The organism is Acinetobacter seifertii (assembly GCF_000368065.1).
GTDB lineage: Bacteria > Pseudomonadota > Gammaproteobacteria > Pseudomonadales > Moraxellaceae > Acinetobacter > Acinetobacter seifertii.
Genome location: NZ_KB851199.1, coordinates 155,202 through 178,180, shown reverse-complemented (window position 1 = coordinate 178,180; position 22,979 = coordinate 155,202). Strand labels below are relative to the sequence as shown.

The window sequence follows — 22,979 nt, the reverse complement described above, 5'->3', positions numbered from 1 at the left end:
TTCTATGTGCTTTAAAGGCTGTATTGATGTGACCAGTTTGTGCTGGTCACACCTAAATATAAAAAATTAATGTCTTAACAGTAGGAATTACTGTGGTTGAAGACCTTTGTTTAGGCAGTGTGCCTAAATAATAATTCCAAGGAGAAGTGTCCCATGGAGACGGTTCAGGGTGGCATGTTGCTGATCTACACTGTAATCGCGATTATTGCATTGGTTGTTATGATCGCGAAGTTCAGAATTTATCCCTTTTTAGTTCTTATCATTGTTTCACTTGGTTTAGCTTTAGCTGTTGGCATGCCAATGGGCGATATTGTTAAGTCATATGAAGCTGGTACTGGTAAAACCTTGGGCCACCTTGCGATTGTAATCGCACTCGGAACGATGCTCGGCAAAATGATGGCCGAGTCGGGTGGTGCTGAACGAATAGCAATTACTTTAATTAAATGGTTTGGTGAGAAAAATATTCACTGGGCCATGATGTTTATTGCCCTTATTGTTGGTCTTCCCGTATTTTTCGAAGTCGGTTTTGTTCTACTCATTCCAATTGCATTTAACATTGCTAAACGGACAGGCAAGTCCTTACTGGTTGTTGGCTTGCCGATGGTTGCTGGTTTGTCGGTCGTACATGGTTTAATTCCGCCACATCCAGCAGCTTTGCTGGCAGTGCAGGCATATCATGCTGATATTGGTAAAACGATTGCTTACAGTTTAATAGTCGGTGTTCCAACAGCTATTGTGGCTGGGCCTTTGTACGCACTCTGGATTAATAAATACGTCAAATTGCCTGAAAATAACCCTTTAGCAAAGCAGTTTGTTGATGCAGATACGACTAAGACCCGTGAGTTACCAAGCTTTGGGATTACCTTATTTACGATAATGTTGCCTGTTGTACTCATGTTAATCGGAAGTTGGGCTGATCTGTTCTTTGCACCAAAAACTTTTGCAAATGATGTACTACGTTTCATTGGTACTTCTGATATCGCGTTGCTTATTGCCGTACTGGTCAGCTTCATTACCTTTGGTACGATGCAGGGCTTTAACCGTGAACAAATTGAAAAATTCTGTGGCGGGTGTTTAGCTTCTATTGCCGGGATTATGTTGATTGTAGGTGCTGGTGGCGGTTTTGGTGGTATTTTGCGTGACACCGGTATTTCTGATGAGATTGTATCTACAGCTTTAAAGGCAAATTTATCGCCGTTATTGTTGGGCTGGTTTGTTGCAGCATTGATTCGTTTGGCTACAGGTTCTGCAACGGTTGCTATGGCTACCGCTTGTAGCATTGTTGCCCCAATTGCAGCTACAGCTGGCGTTGCTGTTAGACCGGAACTCTTAGTCCTTGCGACGGGTTCAGGTTCATTGGTGTTCTCACATGTAAATGACGCAGGATTTTGGCTAATCAAAGAATATTTTGGTATGACAGTAGGGCAGACACTCAAAACTTGGTCAGTATTAGAAACGATCATTTCGGTGTTGGGTTTATCTTTCACGCTACTGCTTAGCACTATTTTATAATTAAAGGTGAGTAATCCATGATTGTGATTGCAATGGGTGTCTGTGGAACAGGTAAAACCCTAATCGGCGAGTTGTTATCAGAGCGTTTGGCTTGTGAGTTCCTCGATGGCGATACGCTTCATTCGGCTGCGAATAAAAGCAAGATGAGCCAAGGTATTCCTTTAACTGATGAAGACCGTTTGCCATGGTTACAAGCCATTCGTCAGGCGATTGAAACAAAACAAAGAGATGGTGAAACAGCTGTATTTACATGCTCATCTTTAAAGCGGATGTATCGCGATATTTTAAGAGGGCAGGACCAGAATATTAAGTTTATATACTTAAAAGGTTCTTATGAGCTGTTGCAGCAACGTCTTGCTGAGCGAGCAGGCCATTTCTTTGACCCATCATTGCTACAAACTCAGCTAGATACATTAGAGGAACCAGATGTGAATGAAGCAATTGCTATTGATATTGCGCTCACACCAGAACAGATCATTGAACAAGTCATCCAGAAGCTAGGGGTGACTGATAGTGTGTGTCGAGGATAACCTCATTTAAAACTCACATCTTGATGGCTCTATAGCCTGAGGCCCAAGCAAGGTGAATACCGGTAACAGTACTGGTATTCACACAAACTAGACCTGTTCATAACGGGCTAGGTTTAAATCTATAAATAATTGGAGATAAGAATAATGAGCCATTCAAATAATTTACAACATAAATTTCCCCCAGTAGATAGTATTCCTGACAGCGTACGTCTGCCATCTCAGATTCATCAGCGTATCTCGTTAGTGGATGGTGAGTTGAAGTTATGGGCTGGTTCAACCAAGAAGACATTCTCTCCAATCTGGATTCAGCAGCCTGACGTTAGCTTGCAGCAAGTTGAGCTTGGTAGTTATCCAGTCATGGGTGAGAAAGAAAGTGACGAAGCGTTAGAAGCGGCAGTACGCGCCTACAATAATGGTCGTGGTGAATGGCCAATGATGAAAGTTGGTGAGCGCATCGCTTGTATGCAGAATTTCATTCAGCGTATGGTGGAACAGCGAGACCTCATTGTTAAACTGATCATGTGGGAAATTGGTAAGAGCTTGGCGGACTCCGAGAAAGAGTTCGACCGTACTGTCACCTATATGCGTCAAACGATTGATGCCCTGAAAGATCTGGATAATGCCAACTCCCGCTTTGTGATTGCTGAAGGTACGATTGGTCAAATCCGTCGTACTCCATTAGGTGTCGTGTTGTGTATGGGGCCATACAACTACCCGCTGAACGAAACCTTTGCCACCTTGATTCCTGCCATGCTGATGGGCAATACAATCATCTTCAAACCGCCTCAATTTGGGACCTTGCTGTTTGAACCATTGTTAGAAGCATTCCGTGACTCATTTCCAAAAGGTGTGATCAATACCATTTATGCGCCAGGTTCATTGGTGGTGCCACATCTGTTGGCATCTGGAAAAATTAATGTATTGGCATTGATTGGTTCTAGTAAAGTGGCCGATCACTTGAAAAAACAACATCCAAAATCTCACCGTCTGCGTGCGATTCTGGGACTGGATGCAAAGAACGCAGCCATTATTCTGCCAGATGCTGATTTGGATTTGACAGTGAAAGAGTGCCTGTTGGGGGCATTGTCTTTTAATGGTCAGCGTTGTACTGCGCTCAAAATGCTGATGGTACATCGGTCAATAGCTGACGAATTTGTTAAGCGCTTAACGGCTGAACTGACTAAACTAAAAGTGGGTATGCCATGGGAAAAAGGTGTATTTATTACTCCATTGCCAGGTATGCACCGTACGACCTATATGACTGAAGTCATTGAAGATGCCGTGGCTAAAGGAGCTAAAGTTGTTAATCCGGAAGGTGGCGAATTCTGCAAAACCATGTTTTATCCAGCTGTAGTTTATCCAGTAACAGAGGGGATGAGACTGTATCGCGAAGAACAGTTTGGTCCAGTGGTGCCTGTCTCTGTTTATGATGACATTGAAACTGTGCTGGAATATGTTACGACTTCTGATCATGGTCAGCAGGTGAGTATTTTTGGTAGCGACCCTGAGCAAATTGGTCATTTAGTCGATACACTTGTACATCAAGTTTGTCGTGTAAATATCAACTGTCAGTGTCAACGTGGTCCAGATGTGTTTCCATTCGGTGGCCGTAAAGATTCTGCGGAAGGTACACTGTCTGTGCATGATGCGTTACGTGCATTCTCTATCCGCGCTATGATTGCTGCTAAACAGACCGATGATAGCAAAGGCATGCTGGCCTCTATGGTGTCTGAGCACTATTCTAAATTTGTGAATACCGATTTTATTTTCTAATGAACATATGATTAAAAAACCAGCCTTTGGGCTGGTTTTTTATTGGAGCTAACAAAATAAAACGCCTGATATTGATCTGGCGTTTTATTTAAATAAGAGAGGACTTATTGACGAATTTGACCGTCACCTAACACAATCCATTTTTGAGAAGTTAAGCCTTCTAAACCAACTGGACCACGTGCATGAATTTTATCTGTTGAGATACCAATTTCAGCACCTAAACCATATTCAAAGCCATCAGCGAAACGAGTTGAAGCGTTAATCACGACTGAACTTGAGTCTACACGAGCCAAGAACTGACGAGCTAAAGTATAGTTTTCAGTCACAATTGCATCGGTATGATGCGAGCCATATTTATTGATATGGTCAATTGCTTCATCAATACCACTAACCACTTTAACAGCAAGAATTGGTCCTAAATATTCGGTATACCAATCTTCTTCTGTCGCAGGTTTTACAGAAGCGCCTAAAATACGACGTGTTTCTGGACAGCCACGGAGTTCGACTTGTTTTTCAGCATAAAGTTCAGCAATACGTGGTAAGAAAACGTCTGCAATTTTTTCGTCAACAAGCAGTGTTTCCATCGCATTACAAACGCCATAACGATGTGTTTTGGCATTCAATGTAATTGGTAATGCTTTTTGTAAGTCGGCTTGAGCTTCTACAAACACATGACAGTTACCATCAAGATGCTTAATGACAGGAATACGAGCTTCATTGGTTACACGTTCAATTAGGCTCTTGCCACCACGTGGAACAATTACATCTACATATTCAGCCATGGTAATGAGGTGACCAACCGCTGCACGATCAGAAGTTTCAATCACTTGTACCGAATGCTCAGGTAAACCAGCAACTTTTAAACCATGTTTAATCGCTTCTGCGATTGCTTTGTTTGACTCAAGTGCTTCTGAACCACCACGTAAAATAATGGCATTGCCCGATTTAATTGCTAAAGATGCAGCTTCAAGTGTTACGTTTGGACGTGATTCGTAAATCATACCAACGACACCCAAAGGCACACGCATTTTTCCAATTTGAATACCTGTGGGGCGATATGCAAGATCCGTAATTTCCCCAATTGGATCGACAAGCGCGATCACATCTTTTAAACCTTGCAACATCCCTTTAAAGCGTGCGGGCGTAAGCTCAAGACGATCAAGTAAGGCGCTATCAAGCTTGTTGTTACGGCCTTTTTCCATGTCGAGTTGATTCGCCGCCAAGATTGCTGCCTGATTATTTTCTAAAGCAGTATAAATAGCAGAGAGTGCATGATTTTTAAGCGAAGTTGAAGCACTTATCAAAACGCGTGAAGCCTCACGTGCTTGTTGCCCAACTTTTTGCATGTATTGTTCAATTGAATCTTGCATAGCAGTTTTTAATCATTTACCAATGACTACGATAGTAGCAGTCAAATGCGGAACAATGAATGGCTTTTTTTCAAAAATGTGACCGCTATAAAAAAACATTTAAATATTTTGAAAACTATTAGCGGCTTAAACAAGATGAGCGGTCATTTCAGCGATTGCGTATATTTCAGACAATTGTTTAGAATGGACTTGTGCAATACAAACTAATACAAATTTTAAAGATTTGTGCATAAAAGATTACATGTTCAAGAAGGAACTCTTGCAGCATAAAAAAATTACAGCAAGGAGGAAGCAAGGATATGAATTCCATTATTCAAATGGATTCGGAGATAAACCAAGCTTATGCCGGTTTTGGGTTTTTCGATATCTACCATAGAGATAGTTTTAAACAACCAGCTCGTACCACATGGATTGACGGCTGGAAAATTGAATACATGGCGATTGCAGACCCAAAAACCATTCACAAAACACCGATTGTGATTGTTGGTGGTGCTTTTCAAAATTTTAACTCTTATAAATATTGTGTTGAGCAACTGTTTGAAAGTGGTCCGGTCATTCTAATTGACTTGCCATCTATGGGTGCAAATCAACAAATTACCAATCGGGATACTGGAATTTCTGCTGGAACATTAGAACTACCTGATTTATCAGAAATGTTAGGTCGCTGGTTAGATATTGTCGGACTACAAAAAGTTTCTGTAATGGGAATGTCGTTGGGTTCAGTCGTTGCTTCTTGTTTTGCCTATCACCGTCCAGATTTGATGGATCGTATGATTTTGATGGGTGTTATGCAAAAGACCCGTAAAAGCTGGCGAATGATTTTGGAAGAATCGCTCAAACTCATGCAAGAAAACCGTATGGAAGAGTTTGGGCAAGCGGTAATTTTATATTTGGTCAATCATGCCAAGTTAGATAAAACCCGTATGTCACCTACAGCTAAAAAATTATTTTTTAGGCAAATGGCTGAGTTCACAGGTACCGAGCGCGAACGTTATGACATTAACTGTAATCGCCTTCTACGGTTAACAAATGTGCCAATTCCAGAATGTAAAACACTGGTTGCAGCAGGGCAGTATGACAGTTTTACTCTGCCTCATGAAAATGCCAATTTTGCTTTGCAATGTCCAGATATGGAATTTGCCCTTATTGCAAATGCGGACCATGTACCTCAGTTGCAGCGTCGTAAAGAAACCATGAGTTTGTTCACTTCATTTTTAAAAGGTGAATCTATCCAAAATTTGGATGGCATTATTCCTATGACACGTGAACAAATGCAAAACATGGAGCGCCGTGGTGAAGAGCGGATTTCAGTTCTTCAACCTAAAACGAAACTGAGCCACCGTGAATGTAAAACGGAAGTGTCAGTGACGATTGTTGACGTGACTTTCTTTGGGATGTACTTGAAGTTAGATGATGTGACACAGCTCGACTTTGTAAATGAACACCCACGGGATCTGGCTCTGCATCTAGAAGATGAGGAAGGCCCTTTCTCGATTGAATGTTTAATCTTTGAAGCTACTGAACACGGAATCCGTGCTTTATTTAAGCATGGCAGTTTTGAGCTTGCTGATCGTTTAAGTCGTTTTATTGTCCGTCAAAAACAAACTGCTTAATTAGGTTTTTATAAATGGAAGTTCGTTTATTTCGAGCTTCCATTTTTTTATATTTATTATTTTATTTGGGCGTGAATGGTCCAAACTAAGTCACCTAAATGTTCTTCATCGCTCTCTTTAGAAACTTGTCCAAAGAATATTTGTGGTTGTTCAACACTCACTTGACTAAATCCTACATCTTTAAAAAAGTCTTTCACCTCAAGTGGCGTTTTAAAATGAAAACTAAAAGAGCTTCGAGACATGAGTTTCAATAATTTACTGCTGTTCCAGATAATGCTGGCAAGTTTGTTTTTAACGGGTTCAGGGTAGAGGTCGGTTAAGTAATGGAACTTTTTAAAAGAAGTTCCGTAGTGAGCAATCGACTGGATCAGTTGTTTTAATAAGTCTTTATCAAAATAGTTAATCAAACCTTCACTGATCACAACCAGTGGGCGGTTCGGGTCAAACACTTCAAATGCTTGAGCAAAGGCTTTGGTAAATAAATCGACTGATAAAATCTCAGGTGCATTTTTTTCAATTTGTTGTAATGCATTTTGCTTTGTCTGAGCCATATCGGGTAAATCAAGCTCTCGATAGGTAATCGAAGGATAATGCTGTCTAAACCACCAGCCACGTGGTGATAAACCACAAGCAATTTCAAGCACCTGTAAATCAGGGTTTTCTTGAATTAACTTCTCTAAATCATGATCGAGCATGGTATGGCGTTGTTTAAGCGTCGTGCGCATGCTACCGCCGATATATTTCTCAGCCCAAGATTCTATTGGATGAACTAAATACGCCAGTGATTTGCCTTTGGTAGTGGCAAGTGCTTCATGTGAGATCCCCATTTGATACCAGATATAACCCGTATAGTGGGCTGTAAAAGAGATGTGGCGGTGTTTTGAAAGTTGTTGTGTCATTCGTCCTGAACTCGATTTATTGTTTTTGTGTGATCTTCATTATTAATAACAATGAAGAGGTTCTAATGCATTGATGGTGAATGAACCTGCATGACGGAGTCCTGTCAATTAGGTTGGCATTCTGGGATGAACTTTCAGTTGGAGTTACTTTTCTTTCGGGAAAAGTAACCAAAACCTGAGGTACGAATAGCAAAGATTAATTATCTTTGCCGTACCGTAAAACGAAAGCTATGCTTGAGTAAATGCTACGCACTTCGTTTGTCTTGCGCAATGCGAAAGCGCTAACGCTTTTGCATTGCTCAGGTTGCAGATGACGCTTCCACGTATCCATACTTTAGAGTGAGCTTTTAAACTCTTCAATGGCTGTTTTGACAGCTTGCCACTCATTTCCAAGCGATAAAGTTTCATCAATCTGAATTTGTGGAATTTGGCCACGCATGCGTTCAAGGCGTTCTTGGTTTGGTAGCTCTAAGTTCGCAATACCTTCAAGTGCTGTACATGCTGCACTACGGTCATTACATACCAGCCCCATATCACAACCCGCTGCCAGAGCGGCCTGAATACGTGCATCTGCGCCACCTGCTACACATGCAGCCTGCATGCTTAAGTCATCAGAGAAAAGTACGCCATTAAATTTCAAACGGTTGCGTAGAACTTCTTGAATCCAGAAAGGTGAGAAACCTGCCGGATTTGGGTCAACCTGATCATAAATCACATGTGCAGGCATGAGTGCATCAAGCTCAGGCATAAGCTTAATGAAGCTTTGCATGTCATGGTTATAAATTTCGTCATAACTGCGGCTATCAATTGCAGCAGCAACATGAGAGTCTGCTTTTACTGAACCGTGACCAGGGAAGTGCTTACCGGTATTTGCCATTCCAGCTTTTTTCATACCGCACATAAATGCGCCAGCAAGTGGGGCAATATCCTCAATGTTTTTAGAGAAGCCACGGTCACCAATCACATCACTAATTGCATTAAGGTCTAAAACTGGTGCAAAACTAAAATCGATCCCCACAGCCAAGACTTCAGTTGCCATTAACCAGCCACACTGTTCAGCCAGTTCAAGCGCCTTTTGTGGTTGAGTGATATAGAGTTCGCCAAAGCGGCCCATCGCTGGCAATAGCGTAAAGCCAGATTTTAAACGTTGAACTCGACCACCTTCTTGATCGACAGCAATCAAAATATCTGGGCGAACTTGGCGCATATGGTCGGTTAAAGCACGGACTTGTTGTGGTGATTCAATATTTCGTGCAAATAAAATCATGCCACCGACTTGCGGAGCTTGTAATAGTTCAATATCTTCTTTAGTAAGTTCTGTGCCGGCAATGTCCAGCATCAACGCGCCAATCATATTGGTTCCATTTGAATTTTGATTGAAAAACAATAAGCGAATTTTGCAATGATTTGCTACATTTTGTCAGTACAGAATATGATAAAACTACACGGTATAAACAATTTAGTTGGTTAAGATGTTGAATCTGCTTAGTTCATATCGAAAACAGAGCGTGTAAGATACGAACACCCAAGGAAGTATTAAGAATTTATGAAACTTCAAACTATAGCTTGTGCAGTAGCAATCGCGACTGGCGGTTTATTCTTCTCTCATACGATGAACGAAGCAAGAGCAGCAACTAATACTGCTGCTGTTTCTCAATCGATCCAGCCAACGCAAGAGCAGGCCTTGGTGGCTCGTCAACTGGCAACTTTAGTTGATCGCCAACATTATTTAAATATGCGACTAGATGCGAATACATCTAACCGTATTCTCGATATGTACTTAGACAGTCTTGATCCAGATCACTCATTATTTTTAGACGCTGAAGTTCAAAATTATAAAAAACTCTATGGTTCAAATTTTGGTGCTTCATTAAAAGCGGGGAATTTAACTGGACCGTTTGCAATTCACCAGCAATATCGTGAACGCTTAAAACAATTTTACGAGTTCATGCTGGCTGAGTTAAAACAACCACAAAATTTAAAACAGCCAAATAGCTATATTGAAGTAGATCGCGAAAAAGCGCCGTATTTTAAAACAACGGCTGAGCAGCAAAATCACTGGCGTAAAATGCTGGTATCACAGTTAATCAATTTGACGATTAGCCGTGAAGAGGAACAAGCAAAACAAAAGGCGCTTAAAGAAAACCCATCACTTGCTGATGGTCAAGATTTAACAGGCCCAGAAGATTTAACACCAGCTCAGACTCTGACTAAACGTTATACACGTCAGCTTGAAAGAATTAGCCGTGTGAAAAGCGATGATGTTTTAGATAAAACATTAAACGCAATGCTAGCGACTTATGATCCGCACAGTAATTATTATCCGCCAATTGATGCGATAGAACTAAATCGCCAAACGACCTTACAACTTGAAGGTATTGGGGTATCGATTCGTCCAGAGCGTGGCAATGAAGATTACACCAAGATTGAAACCATTGTAGAAGGTGGTCCTGCAAGTAAGTCTGGTCAAGTGAAATCAGGAGATCGAATCGTTGGAGTCGCTCAAGAGGGCGGTAAAATGATCGATGTGGTGGGTTGGTCAAGTTCGGAAATTGTTGGACTTATTCGTGGTAAACGTGGCACTAAAGTAACGCTTAAGCTTCTTGGTGCGGGTGCATCAATGAGTCAGGCACGTAATGTGACTTTAGTGCGTGATGTTATTCAAGAAGAAGATGCTGGTGTTCGTTCACGTACAGTAGAAGTAACACGCGACGGTAAAAAGCACTTATTAGGTGTCATTGAAATCCCATCGTTCTATTTTGACTATCGTTCACGTCGAGCTGGTCAGCAATATCGTTCAGTTTCTGAAGACACTGCAAATGCTTTTGAGGCATTAAAAGCTAAGAAAGTAGAAGGTATTATTATTGACTTACGTAATGACCCAGGCGGTTCATTAGAAGAAGTTGCACGTATGCTTGGACAGGTAATTAAGTCAGGTCCAGTTGTGCAAATTCGTGACGGCAATGGTAATGTCAGTGTATTTGAAGACAACGATGGCGGACAGCAAATCTATACAGGTCCACTTGCTGTATTGGTGAACTTAGCATCAGCGTCTGCAAGTGAGATTTACTCTGCGGCAATTCAAGACTATGAGCGTGGCATTATCATTGGTAGTACAACCACAGGTAAAGGTACAGCTCAAGTTCAACTTGATACTTTGGCATACGGTCAAGCGACCTTAACTCAGCGTAAATTCTACCGTGTTACTGGTGGTAGTACGCAAAACAAAGGTGTAGTGCCAGATATTAAACTTGTCGACATCTATAACGAAGAGTTTGGTGAGCGTAAATCGAAGAATGCGTTGAAGTGGGATACCATTCCGACTGCACCATTTAAACGTGAAGGTTCTGTTCAGCCATATGTTGCGAAGTTATCTCAACTTTCAGAACAGCGTGTAGCCGTTGACCCACAGTTTAAATATTTAAATAAACGTACGGCTATTGCGAAGGTTACAAGTGACCAAAAGCAGGTTGTACTTGATATTGATAAGCGCCGTGCTGAGCTTCTTGGTTTAGAAAAGCAAACTTTAGATGCTGAAAATGAACGTCGGGCAGCAACAGGTCAAAAACCTTTTGTAAATTGGGAAAGCTACCAAGCTTCTTTAGATGCTCTAGCTGAATCTCGTGCCAAAATGAAAGCTAATCAACGTCCTGCATTGCCAGAAGAAGAAACGTTCGTGACTGAAGCGGCAAATGTACTTATGGATTATGCAAAACTACAGAACCGTTAAGTTCTATTGATTGTTTATAAAAAAGCATGCTGTTCTCAGCGTGCTTTTTTAATTTTTTATGTCAGTAAACTGTCATGCATTTATCATCAAAGTGTCAAGAAAGTTGCTTAATCTTTAAGCATGAAAATAAATACATTGATGGATGGCGCTATGCAAGGCTCATTCGCGACAGCACTATTAAAACAACAGCAACTCCCTGAAAGCTTCCAATTCTATTTTAAACAAAAACAGCAGTTGTCTAATACTCAGGAATTGCACCAACTCCATGAGTTGGTTCGTCCACGCTTAAAAATTGCGATTGTCACAGAGACATGGCCACCAGAGATTAATGGTGTAGCACTCTCGTTATTGCAGTTATGCCAAGGTCTTCAAAAACAAGGGCATAAAATTTTACTTGTTCGACCAGAACAAAAAGCAAAATGCTATGACTTTTTACCAGAGCAAGAGTGTCTGGTGATGTCACAGGCTATACCAAAATATCCGACTTTGCAGTTCGGCTGGCCACAATATTTAAAAGTATCTAAAGCATTTGAAAAATTTGCACCAGATGTCGTGCACATTGTGACTGAAGGGCCATTAGGCTTAACAGCGATGCAGGCAGCAAAAGCAAAATCGATTCCAGTTTCTAGTGGCTTTCATTCACCATTTCAAGATTTTAGTCGATTCTTTGATTTGGCTTTCTTGGTTAAGCCAATCCAAAAATACCTTTGCTGGTTTCATAACAATACTCAAGTGACCTGTGTGCCGAGTAAAGATACAGAGGAAGCCTTACGTGGTTTTGGTATTGCCTGCCCACTTATTGTGGTTGGACGAGGGGTCGATACCATGCGCTTTTCGCCCAAGCATCGTTCAGAAAGTTTACGTCAGCAATGGGGTGTCGATGCCGATACTCGTGTCATGCTGTATGTAGGGCGTTTATCACCAGAAAAAGAAGTGCAATTGATTGTTGAAAGTTATGCAGCCATGCAAAACATGCAGCAACATAAAACTAAATTGGTGGTAGTAGGAGATGGCCCGAGCCTGTAAATTATTTTGTGTAAGTTCCATTTTTTATAAATGATCTTTTAATCGATCATCGAACTGAATCGTAAACCAATTCATTGCTAAACGCCAATTTTGAATTGGCATCGTCCATTTCTTCGCAGCATTTGATGTTGCTAAGTAAATGACCTTCTTTACTGAGTCATCAGATGAAAAGATTTTCCTTTTCTTCGTTGAATGGCGTATTACGCTATTCAACGACTCAATCGCATTTGTTGTATAAATTGCATGACGTATTTCGGCTGGATAGCTAAAGATCGTTCGGATATTTTCCCAATTGGCCCGCCAGGATTCTCCAATTTTGGGATACTGGTGATTCCATTGATCACAGAAGATGTCTAGGGATTTTAAAGCATTTTCCTCTGTACTTGCCTGATAAATCGCTTTCAGACCCGACGTAACAGCTTTGTAGTCTTTCCAGCTTACAAATCTCAGGCTATTGCGTACAACATGCACGATACACAGTTGAATATCAGTATGAGGGTAAACAGAGGCTATCGCGTCAGGGAAGCCTTTTAATCCATCTACACAGGCAACAAGAATGTCCTGTACTCCTCGATTTTTTAGCTCTGTCATGACTGACAGCCAGAATTTGGCACCTTCTGTCTGAGCAATCCACATACCCAGTAATTCTTTTTGCCCATCCATATTGATGCCTAAAGCAAGGTATACGGACTTGTTAATCACATTGGAGTGCTGACGGACTTTGACAACAATACAGTCAAGATAGACAACAGGATAAAGGCTATCTAAGGCTCTATTTTGCCACTCAGTCACTTGCTCAATCACAGCATCGGTAACTTTGCTGATGAGAGATGCTGACACATCGGCATCGTACATTTCTTTGAAGAAGGCTACAATTTCCCTATTAGTCATTCCTTTTGCATACAGTGAGAGGATTTGGTCATCCATACTGGTGATGCGTGTTTGGTGCTTTTTGATAATTTGTGGCTCAAATGAACCTTCTCGATCACGGGGAATATCTAAAGCCAGTTGTCCATCTTGAGTTGTAATGGTTTTAGAACTAAACCCATTACGGCTATTTGAGCCTTTCTTGGGCTGATGCTTTTCATAACCGAGATGGTCTGAAAGTTCAGTATTGAGTGCAGTTTCAATCATGAATTTTTTAAAGACTGCTGTCATTTGGTTTAAGTCTTCTGGTGTTTTTAGACCTTTAGCCAATTCGGCAGCCATACTTTTGATTGTTGCTTCATCCATGTGAAGTACCTTTTGTAATTATCCTCTGAAGGATAAATGAAAATTAAGTACTTACACAAAATTTAGAACAGTCCCGATGGCCCAGATCTTGCTCGACTAAAAGCACTGCCAGAAGTGAGAAATGTTGTTTTTACTGGTAGTTTGCGTGGACATGAGTTGGCGACTGCCTATGCAAGCGCAGACGTATTTGTGTTTGCGAGTCAAGTTGAAACGTTTGGTAACGTAGTTTTAGAGGCAATGGCAAGCGGTTTGCCAGTTATCGCGTATGATTATGCATGTGCACATCAATATTTAGTCCATAACGTAAGTGGCTGGTTAAGTCCACTTGGACAGAAAGACCATTTTATACAACAAATTTATCAACTCCCTTCAGTACAACAACTTAGAGAAATGGGCATACAAGCCTGTCGTAAAGTACAGCAAAGCGGTTGGCAACTTCCGGTACAGCAATTAGAACAGGCATTTTATCAGGTAGTGAAGGAATCCTCGGTGGACTTCACCTAAGTATCCTAAAATAGGAGAACGACCATGAAATTAAAGAATGCAAAAATAAAAATACTCGATCTCGATTTGAGAGGCTGTTTATATCTCAATCATTTTTCTCACTCACAACGTGTGGCTTTATTCTTCAAAATTATTAGCCGTGCGGGCGATGGGCCATTTTGGTACCTCATGCTAGCAATTGTATGGGGAATTCATGGCATTACCTATAGTTTGCAAATTATCTATTTGTTAATTGGTGGCTCGATAGGAACGGCAATTTATAAATTCTTAAAACATAAAACGACGCGTCCACGCCCTTACCAAGTCCATCAAGTGATTGTGCTTGGTGAAAGACCACTTGATCACTTTAGTTTTCCATCAGGTCATACGCTACATGCAGTGATGGTGACAATTGTGTTGGGGTATATCCAACCTGTGTTGCTAGCCGCTATGTTACCGTTCATGGTACTTGTTGCTTTGTCTCGTATGGTGCTTGGACTTCATTATCCAAGTGATGTGATTGTGGGGGCACTTATTGGTGCATCAGTGGCAAGCATCATTATATTTGTAGCGCCATTATTAAACATTGCTTTATAACGTACAGTAATTTTTATCAGCTTAAGCTATCGATTAGGTTTGTGGATTTGCTAAAGTACGCAGTTCGTGATTTAGCAGATTAAACAGATAGGAGCCGCTATGGGCTTACGTTGGACAGATACGATTGATATTGCCATTGAATTGTCAGAAGCACATCCAGAAGTTGATCCGCAATGGATCCGTTTTACCGATTTACATGCATGGGTATGTGCATTACCAGACTTCAGTGATGACCCAAATAAATCAACCGAAGGATTGTTAGAAGGTATCCAAATGGCTTGGATAGACGAAGTTCGCTAAAAACAGTAGAAAAAATCGCAACTTTTATACATTCAAAGCTGATTATTACCTATGACATCGGTATAATGCTGCAAATTTTTTAAAGTTTAAATCTTAAAATAAAGGAGCCACTCATGGCTATTGAACGTACTTTGTCTATCGTAAAGCCTGATGCTGTGTCTAAAAACCACATCGGTGAAATTTTTGCTCGTTTCGAAAAAGCGGGTTTAAAAATTGTTGCGACTAAAATGAAACACCTTTCTCAAGCTGATGCTGAAGGTTTCTATGCAGAGCACAAAGAACGCGGTTTCTTTGGTGACTTAGTTGCATTCATGACTTCTGGTCCAGTTGTAGTATCTGTTCTTGAAGGCGAAAACGCAGTTCTTGCTCACCGTGAAATTTTAGGCGCTACAAATCCTAAAGAAGCGGCTCCTGGTACTATCCGTGCTGATTTCGCTGTAAGCATCGACGAAAACGCTGCTCACGGTTCTGACTCAGTTGCTTCTGCAGAGCGTGAAATTGCTTACTTCTTTGCTGACAACGAGATCTGCCCACGCACTCGTTAATCGAAAGCATTCAAACCAGATAAGTGGTATACTACTTATCTGGTTTTTTTATTCTCTCAAGAGCATATTGTTTGATTCTTGAACAATATCTTCTGTTTTTGACATGGTTTAGGTAAATACACATGAGTTCTGCAGTGGTCGTTTCATCTGAAAATCTTGATGGACAGCAGCAATCTTCGTCCACGCCAGCATCGCCTGCTGCCGAAAAAGTGAATTTACTCGGCATGTCACGCGCGCAATTAGAAAAATTCTTTGAAGATATTGGTGAGAAAAAGTTTCGTGCCGGACAGGTCATGAAATGGATTCATCAGTACTTTGTTACTGATTTTGCTGAAATGACGAATATTTCAGGAAAGTTGCGTGCAAAACTTGAACAAATTTGTGAGATTAAAGCTCCTGAGGTTGTGCATCGTCACTATTCAAAAGATGGCACACGTAAATGGGTGTTTCGCGTAGGTGAGGGTGCAGGTTCTTTAGTTGAAACTGTATTAATTCCTGCCGAAGATAAAACAGGCTTACGCAAAACTTTGTGTATTTCATCACAAGTAGGCTGTGCATTGGACTGCTCATTTTGTTCAACAGGTAAGCAAGGTTTCCAACGCGATTTAACGCCAGATGAAATTATTGGGCAACTCTGGATGGCAAACTATTCTTACATGGAAGAAGTGCCTGTTGCTGACCGTGAGCGTTCAGTGACCAATGTCGTGATGATGGGTATGGGTGAGCCTTTGCTCAACTATGATGCCGTATTAAGCTCAATGCAGATTATGCTTGATGACTTTGCTTATGGTATGTCAAAACGTCGTGTGACCTTATCAACTTCAGGTGTTGTACCGAAAATTGACCAACTTGCGCAAGATATTGATGTTGCATTAGCAATTTCTTTACATGCACCAAACGATGAGTTGCGTAATGAACTTGTGCCTATTAATAAAAAATATCCATTGGCTCAGTTGATTGCAGCATGTCAGCGCTATATTGCCAAAGATGGTAATGAAAGTACGCGTAAACATGTGACCATTGAATATGTGATGTTAGAAGGCGTGAATGATCAGCCTGAACATGCACAGCAAATGATTAAATTATTAAAAAATTTACCAAGTAAAATTAACTTGATTCCATTTAACCCATTCCCGCACGCGCCATATGGTCGCTCAAGTCGAAATCGTATTATCTCGTTCCAAAAAACTTTGTCTGATGCCGGATTTGTGTGTACGATTCGTCAAACACGTGGTGATGATATTGACGCTGCATGTGGACAGTTAGTGGGTCAAGTAGCTGATAGAACCCGCCGTGCTGAACAGTGGCAGAAAAAAGTGACACAGCGTCAAGAGATTTTACGTACACAAGGATAAAGTTGAGGGAAGACTTTGAGTACTCCGAAGTTAAAGATCATGTTATGTATGGGGGTTGCAGTTGCATTTCTGGCAAGTGGTTGTCAGACGTCGCCAACACTAAAAAAGGACCCGGAAAAAGCAGTTAAGGTGCGTACGCAGCTTGCTGCAGAATACATTCGTTCTGGTGACTTGGACTCAGCAAAACGTTCCCTCGACCAAGCTCTAAGTATTGAGAGTCGTGACGCAACGGCAAATATGATGATGGGTATTTTATTGCAACAAGAAGGCAGTAAACCCAATTTAGAAAAAGCAGAACATTATTTTAAACGTGCAATTTCTTCTGAGCCAGATAATGCTCAGGCGCGTAATAATTATGGTACGTATTTGTACCAAATGGAACGTTATAATGATGCTGTCGAGCAGTTCCGTATTGCTGGTGCAACATTAGGTTATGACCAACGTTACCAAGCCTTAGAAAATCTGGGGCGGATTTATTTAAAATTAGGTGATATTGCGAGTGCTGAAAAAACATTCAAACAAGCGCTCCTTGCTAACCGTGACTCTTACATTTCAATGTTAGAGTTAGCAGAAATTTTTTATTTGCAGCAGCAGATTCCGGCTGCTACACAAATGTATGAGCAATATGTTCGTACAGTGGGGCAGAAAAATCAGGGTGCTCGTGCACTTTGGATTGGTTTAAGAGTGGCTCGAGCCAATGCGGATAAAATGGGAATGCAAGTTTTAGTAAATCAATTACGTGCTTTATTCCCGGAAAGTCCAGAATATCAACGTTATTTGCAATTACAGTATAGTACTGAGGCCGTATGGAAATAAATCCTAATTCACAGCAGCCAACTGGCTCAAGCTTACCGACTTCTGCTTTAGGAAATATTCAACGTCCTGGTGAGTATTTACGTCAAATTCGTGTTTCTCAGAAAAAAGAATTAGAGCAAGTATCTTCAGACTTAAATATGCCGCTGAAAACGCTAAGTGCGTTAGAGCAAGACGATTATAAATCTTTGCCAGAAGCAACTTTTATCAAAGGTTATTATCGTTCTTATGCAAAATATTTAAATGCTGATGCAACTGCAATTATTCAGCGTTTTGATGAGATTTATGCAAATGATACAGGCCTTTTGCCAAATCATGCTTTAAACAACTCACCAATTAAAATCATGGGTAAATTACCGGGTTCTAATAGTGATCGTAATAAAAAATGGTTAAAGCGTGCATTGCTTGCGATTTTGATTATTGCTGTAGTGTCATTGATCGTGATGGGCGTTCAAAAATGGACTTCAAACAAAGGTGAGACTGAAGTGCCAAAAGCAAATCAGTCTAATGTTGAAGTTTTACCTATGAAAGGAAATGGCTCTGCAACAGCAGGCGATCAATTGGTGTTAAACTTTAACCGTCCAACTTCTGTTCATATTGTAGATGCAACAGGTAAGGTTTTAGCGACAGGTCGTCAGGCATCGACTTTAACCTTAAATGGGGAGTCTCCATTCCAGATTCGTCTTGATGATGCAACAGCTGTGTCATTAAGTCTAAACCAAGAACAGATTTCATTGTCTCCATATACGGTAAACGGTAAAGCTGAATTCCGTTTATCCCGCTAATACCATGAGTTGAGCGATACAATGATAGAGAACCCAATTAAACGTCGACCAACACGTAAAATTCGTGTTGGTTCGGTCTATGTCGGTGGCGATGCACCTATTAGTGTGCAAAGTATGACAAATACCGAAACTTGCGATGTCGATGCAACAGTGGCTCAGATTGAGCGTTGTGTTGACGCAGGTGCAGATATTATGCGTGTTTCAGTTCCTTCTATGGAAGCAGCTGAGGCTTTTGGTGCAATCCGTAAACGTGTTTCAGTTCCACTAGTGGCTGATATTCACTTTGACCATAGAATTGCTTTGGCAGTTGCAGACTATGGTGCAGACTGTTTGCGTATTAACCCGGGCAATATCGGTTCAGACCAGAAAGTTCGTGAAGTTGTTGCTGCTGCACGTCATCACGGCATTTCTATGCGTATTGGTGTGAATGCGGGTTCTCTAGAAAAAGATTTACAGAAAAAATATGGCGAGCCTACAGGGCAGGCACTGCTTGAGTCAGCTTTACGTCATATTGATATTTTAGACCGTCTAGATTTCCATGAGTTTAAAGTCAGCGTAAAAGCATCAAATGTATTTTTGACCATGGATGCTTATCGTTTGCTTTCTCAACAAATTGATAATCCATTGCACTTAGGTGTAACCGAGGCTGGTATTTACCGTACAGGTACTGTGAAATCAGCGATTGCTCTTGGCGGGTTATTGATGGAAGGCATTGGCGATACCATGCGTATTTCGCTTGCTGCTGAACCTGAAGACGAAATTAAGATTGGTTTTGATATCTTAAAATCGCTTGGTCTACGTTCTAACGGGATTAATTTTATTGCTTGTCCAAGTTGTTCTCGTCAAGAATTTAACGTGATTCAGGTGATGCAAGCCTTAGAAGAGCGTTTAGAAGATATCCGTACGCCAATGGATGTGTCAGTGATTGGTTGTAAGGTAAATGGCCCGGGTGAAGCAAAAGAAGCAGATATCGGGGTTGTTGGGGCTGCGCCTCGCTCACTGGTTTATCGTAATGGTGAGAAAAGCCATTTAATCGATACCGATCAATTGGTTGATGAAATCGAAACAATGGTTCGTCAACGTGTTCAAGAGCTTGAAGAAGCTAAATCTAAAGAAATTATTCGTAGTTCATCATGAGTTCAATAGTCGCAATCAAAGGTTTTAATGACGTCTTACCAACGCAAACATCAGCGTGGAGACGTCTCGAGCAGCATTTAGCATCGTTAATGGATGCTTATGGTTACCAACAAATTCGTTTGCCGATCGTTGAACAAACGGGACTGTTTAAACGTGCTATTGGTGATGCAACCGATATCGTTGAAAAAGAAATGTACACATTCTTCGATAAAGGAAACCCACCTGAATCATTAACTTTGCGTCCAGAAGGGACAGCGGGTTGTGTACGTGCGTTGGTTGAACATAACTTATTGCGTGGTGCTACGCCGCGTGTGTGGTATATGGGACCTATGTTCCGTTATGAAAAACCACAAAAAGGCCGTTACCGTCAGTTCCACCAGTTCGGTGTTGAAACTTTTGGTGTGGCAACTCCTGATATTGATGCTGAATTGATTCTGTTGACAGCTCGTTTGTGGAAACGCATGGGCGTTGATCACATGGTTCAGCTTGAGTTGAATACGTTAGGTGAAACAGATGAGCGTACAGAATATCGTAATGCTTTGGTTGCTTTCTTAAATGAGCATAAAGATGCTTTGGATGAAGATTCACAGCGTCGTTTAACGACAAACCCATTACGTATTTTAGATTCTAAAATTGAATCGACTCAGAAAATTTTGGAAAATGCGCCGAAATTACATGATTTCTTAAAAGAAGATAGCTTAAGCCACTTTCAACAATTACAAGATTATTTGACTGCTGCTGGTGTTAAATTTGTAATTAACCAAAAATTGGTACGTGGTTTAGATTACTACAATAAAACTGTTTTTGAATGGACAACAACATCGTTAGGTTCGCAAGGTACAGTATGTGCAGGTGGACGCTATGATGGTTTAGTTGGTCAGCTGAAAGGTAAGGCAGATCAATCTGTACCAGCTGTTGGTTTTGCAATGGGGATGGAGCGTTTATTGCTTCTACTTGAGCAAGTTGAACAAGCTGAAACGGTACGTGATTGTGAAGTGTTCTTGGTTGCAGAGCCTGCTTACCAAGCTAAAGCATTGGTTTTGGCAGAGCAATTACGCGATCAGCTAGAAGCAGCGAATAGCAATGTTCGCATTAAAACGGGTTCACAAGGCAGCATGAAGAGTCAGATGAAAAAAGCTGATCAGGCTGGGGCTGTTTACGCCATGATTTTAGGCGAGCGTGAATGGGAAGCACAGCAGCTTGCTATCAAAGAGTTAGCAACAGCTGAGCAGACACAAGTTGCAATAGCTGAACTCGTACCATTCTTAATTGAAAAATTTACAAAATAAACTGAAACATCTGGAAAAGGACAATCACATGAGCTTAAGTGATGAAGAACAATTCGACAGCTTAAAGTCGTTCGCCAAAAAATATGGTTCTGCCATGATTAGCGGGATTCTCATTGCATTGATTGCCTTTTTTGGGTGGGAATATTGGCAAAAAAGAAATCTTGCAACGAGTCAGACTGAAACTGCGAAAGTACAGCAGTTAATGGATGAGGCAAATGCAACAGCCGATAATCCAAATGCTTTAGCTTCAATAACAGCTTCGGCAGATAAACTTGTAAAAGATGATATTGATTCAGTTCAGGCAATACAAACTCAATTTGTATTGGCAAAGCTTGCATATGAAAAACAAGATTATGCGGCTGCTGAAAAAGCTTTGAAAAAAGTTGAAAACTCAAAAGTAAAAGATGAAGGACTGATTCAGGTTGTAAAATTGCGTTTAGCAGATGCACAATTGGCGCAAAACAAATATGATGAAGCTCTAAAAACTTTGTCTGGTAATGTCGATCCGGCATTTAAAGCAACAGTAGAAGAGTTACGTGGTGATATCTTTGTTGCGAAGAAAGATATTGATTCTGCTAAAAAAGCGTATCAAGCTGCATGGGATTCGTTACTGGAACGTAAACAAGAGCGACAAATTTTACAAATTAAACTCGAAAGTGTTGGCGTTTTAGTTGAAGATCCACAGATTGAGCGCCCAATTTTGGAAACACAGGTGGAAGAGTCTTAATGAATCAGAAATTCAAACTGCCTTTGGCAATTGCAATCGCATCAGCTGTATTGGTGGGATGTTCTAGCAACAAAGTAAAAGAAGCAAAACCAAATCCACTACCGAAATTGACTGAGTCGACAAAGGCTCTAGTACCGGTGTTTTCACGCAGTGTTTCTTCTACGAATAAGGCAGATCCATTACGTTTACAACTTGACGCTAATGAAGGCGTTGTCTTTACACTTGATCCTAAAGGTGAAGTTGCAGCATATCGCGGCAAACAACGTCTTTGGGAGAAAAAAGTAAGTAAATTGGGCTTAAGCTCTGGTGTTGAAGCGGCTGAAGGTATTGTTGTTGTGGGTAACAGCAAAGGTCAGCTATTTGCTTTAGATCAAGCAACAGGTGAACAAAAATGGACTGCACAATTATCTGGTGCATTATTAAGTCCTTCTTTAGTTCAGTCTGGACGTGTGATTACGATTGCAAATGACGGTACTGTTTTTGCACATGATGCATCATCAGGACAACAAGTCTGGGCGTACAAATTGCCAAACGTTCAGTTTAGTCTGCGCGGTCAGCCATCGCCAGTGAGCCTTGATTCACGCACTGTTTTAATTGCTTCAGCAAATGCTTATGTTTATGCAATTGATATCATTAGCGGTATTCCACGTTTCCAACGTCGTGTTGCGGTAAGTGAAGGTCGTTCTGATGTTCAACGCCTGATCGATATTGATGGTGATCCAGTTGTTGCAGGCCAGCTTATGGTGACAACAAGCTTCCAAGGGCAAGTCACAGTGACTGATTTGGCTTCTCAACGTGTAGTCTGGAGTGAAGATTCAAGCAGTACCAAACGTCCAGAAGTTTATGACAATAAAGTATTTGTTTCGTCAACTGATGGCAAGCTGACTGCTTATGATTTAACGACAGGCGAGCAGCTTTGGCAAAATGACAGCTTATTGAATCGTCATTTAAGTAATCCTGTTGTATTAGGCCAAAATTTAATAGTCGGTGATTTGGATGGTGTTTTACACTTGATCGACCCAACAACAGGTAAATTGGTAGGACGTTCTAAAACAAGTGGTGAGGTCAATACATTACGTGTTATTGAGAATCAACTCTACGTTTCGACCCAAAAAGGCGATTTAAGTATTTGGCAGAATCGTTAATTTTGTTCGCTTGTGCTAAAATAGCCGCTTAACAAATTACGCTGTTAAAAAATATCGGGGTGTTTGAATTAAATCAGTTCAAAGCCCCGTCTTTTATTATGGTCATATCTGACCTTA

General features: G+C 41.0%; 19 protein-coding genes and 2 pseudogenes. 17 read left to right on the top strand and 4 right to left on the bottom strand.

The window, feature by feature from the left end:
- The first annotated feature begins 153 nt into the window (after positions 1-153).
- The 3 genes from F985_RS05785 (at position 154) to F985_RS05775 (ending at position 3,815) form a co-directional block, all read left to right on the top strand.
- Positions 154-1,512 carry a GntT/GntP/DsdX family permease gene (locus tag F985_RS05785; protein WP_004698779.1) on the top strand — a complete coding sequence of 453 codons (1,359 nt, stop codon included), beginning with the start codon at positions 154-156 and terminating at the stop codon, positions 1,510-1,512.
- Positions 1,513-1,529: 17 nt separating this feature from the next.
- Positions 1,530-2,042 carry a gluconokinase gene (locus F985_RS05780; RefSeq protein ID WP_004698777.1) on the top strand — a complete coding sequence of 171 codons (513 nt, stop codon included), beginning with the start codon at positions 1,530-1,532 and terminating at the stop codon, positions 2,040-2,042.
- Between the two features lie 144 nt (positions 2,043-2,186).
- Positions 2,187-3,815, top strand: a complete 1,629-nt coding sequence (locus tag F985_RS05775) for an NADP-dependent glyceraldehyde-3-phosphate dehydrogenase (protein ID WP_004698776.1) — start codon at positions 2,187-2,189, stop codon at positions 3,813-3,815.
- A 104-nt stretch (positions 3,816-3,919) separates the two neighbouring features.
- Here F985_RS05775 and F985_RS05770 read toward each other — a convergent pair whose 3' ends face one another.
- A complete protein-coding gene (locus tag F985_RS05770) occupies positions 3,920-5,185 on the bottom strand; it encodes a glutamate-5-semialdehyde dehydrogenase (protein ID WP_004698773.1) in 1,266 nt (421 codons plus the stop codon).
- 299 nt (positions 5,186-5,484) lie between these two features.
- Between F985_RS05770 and F985_RS05765 the strand changes: the two genes are divergently transcribed.
- Complete coding sequence (locus F985_RS05765) at positions 5,485-6,798, top strand: alpha/beta fold hydrolase (protein WP_004698771.1); 1,314 nt, start codon at positions 5,485-5,487, stop codon at positions 6,796-6,798.
- A 56-nt stretch (positions 6,799-6,854) separates the two neighbouring features.
- Here F985_RS05765 and F985_RS05760 read toward each other — a convergent pair whose 3' ends face one another.
- Together F985_RS05760 and nagZ are read right to left on the bottom strand one after the other, a co-directional pair.
- Positions 6,855-7,697 carry a class I SAM-dependent methyltransferase gene (locus tag F985_RS05760; protein WP_004698770.1) on the bottom strand — a complete coding sequence of 281 codons (843 nt, stop codon included), beginning with the start codon at positions 7,695-7,697 and terminating at the stop codon, positions 6,855-6,857.
- Between the two features lie 334 nt (positions 7,698-8,031).
- Positions 8,032-9,051 (bottom strand): beta-N-acetylhexosaminidase, encoded by a 1,020-nt coding sequence (gene nagZ, locus F985_RS05755; protein WP_004698769.1) that lies wholly within the window; start codon positions 9,049-9,051, stop codon positions 8,032-8,034.
- 192 nt (positions 9,052-9,243) lie between these two features.
- Between nagZ and F985_RS05750 the strand changes: the two genes are divergently transcribed.
- On the top strand, positions 9,244-11,427 hold the full coding sequence (locus tag F985_RS05750) for a carboxy terminal-processing peptidase (RefSeq protein WP_004698768.1): 2,184 nt from the start codon (positions 9,244-9,246) through the stop codon (positions 11,425-11,427).
- Positions 11,428-11,565: 138 nt separating this feature from the next.
- Positions 11,566-12,444: pseudogene (locus tag F985_RS05745) on the top strand (glycosyltransferase); the annotation flags it as partial.
- A gap of 33 nt (positions 12,445-12,477) precedes the next feature.
- Here the strand turns inward: F985_RS05745 and F985_RS05740 are convergent.
- Entirely contained in the window at positions 12,478-13,686 is a 1,209-nt protein-coding gene (locus F985_RS05740; RefSeq protein WP_000343018.1) for an IS256-like element ISAba26 family transposase, read from the bottom strand.
- Positions 13,687-13,761: 75 nt separating this feature from the next.
- Between F985_RS05740 and F985_RS05735 the strand changes: the two are divergent.
- The 11 genes and pseudogenes from F985_RS05735 to bamB form a co-directional block, all read left to right on the top strand.
- A pseudogene (locus tag F985_RS05735) lies at positions 13,762-14,190 on the top strand (glycosyltransferase); the annotation flags it as partial.
- Between the two features lie 24 nt (positions 14,191-14,214).
- Positions 14,215-14,766, top strand: a complete 552-nt coding sequence (locus F985_RS05730; protein WP_004698765.1) for a phosphatase PAP2 family protein — start codon at positions 14,215-14,217, stop codon at positions 14,764-14,766.
- Positions 14,767-14,865: 99 nt separating this feature from the next.
- A complete protein-coding gene (iscX, locus tag F985_RS05725; protein WP_004698764.1) occupies positions 14,866-15,066 on the top strand; it encodes a Fe-S cluster assembly protein IscX in 201 nt (66 codons plus the stop codon).
- Positions 15,067-15,179: 113 nt separating this feature from the next.
- The gene (ndk, locus tag F985_RS05720) at positions 15,180-15,611 is read left to right on the top strand and encodes a nucleoside-diphosphate kinase (RefSeq protein WP_000963851.1); all 432 of its coding nucleotides are present in this window, start codon (positions 15,180-15,182) and stop codon (positions 15,609-15,611) included.
- Positions 15,612-15,733: 122 nt separating this feature from the next.
- Positions 15,734-16,966 carry a dual-specificity RNA methyltransferase RlmN gene (rlmN, locus tag F985_RS05715; protein ID WP_004698763.1) on the top strand — a complete coding sequence of 411 codons (1,233 nt, stop codon included), beginning with the start codon at positions 15,734-15,736 and terminating at the stop codon, positions 16,964-16,966.
- Positions 16,967-16,981: 15 nt separating this feature from the next.
- A complete protein-coding gene (pilW, locus tag F985_RS05710; protein WP_004698762.1) occupies positions 16,982-17,782 on the top strand; it encodes a type IV pilus biogenesis/stability protein PilW in 801 nt (266 codons plus the stop codon).
- Positions 17,773-18,564: a helix-turn-helix domain-containing protein gene (locus F985_RS05705; protein ID WP_004698761.1), complete on the top strand. Its 792-nt coding sequence runs from the start codon at positions 17,773-17,775 to the stop codon at positions 18,562-18,564. Before pilW ends, F985_RS05705 begins: the two co-directional genes overlap by 10 nt.
- A 21-nt stretch (positions 18,565-18,585) precedes the next feature.
- Positions 18,586-19,701: a flavodoxin-dependent (E)-4-hydroxy-3-methylbut-2-enyl-diphosphate synthase gene (gene ispG / locus F985_RS05700; RefSeq protein WP_004698760.1), complete on the top strand. Its 1,116-nt coding sequence runs from the start codon at positions 18,586-18,588 to the stop codon at positions 19,699-19,701.
- A complete protein-coding gene (gene hisS, locus F985_RS05695; protein WP_004698759.1) occupies positions 19,698-20,990 on the top strand; it encodes a histidine--tRNA ligase in 1,293 nt (430 codons plus the stop codon). Before ispG ends, hisS begins: the two co-directional genes overlap by 4 nt.
- Before the next feature lie 28 nt (positions 20,991-21,018).
- Positions 21,019-21,717 carry a YfgM family protein gene (locus F985_RS05690; RefSeq protein ID WP_002053293.1) on the top strand — a complete coding sequence of 233 codons (699 nt, stop codon included), beginning with the start codon at positions 21,019-21,021 and terminating at the stop codon, positions 21,715-21,717.
- Positions 21,717-22,862, top strand: a complete 1,146-nt coding sequence (gene bamB, locus F985_RS05685) for an outer membrane protein assembly factor BamB (protein ID WP_004698758.1) — start codon at positions 21,717-21,719, stop codon at positions 22,860-22,862. Before F985_RS05690 ends, bamB begins: the two co-directional genes overlap by 1 nt.
- Positions 22,863-22,979: the final 117 nt, after the last annotated feature.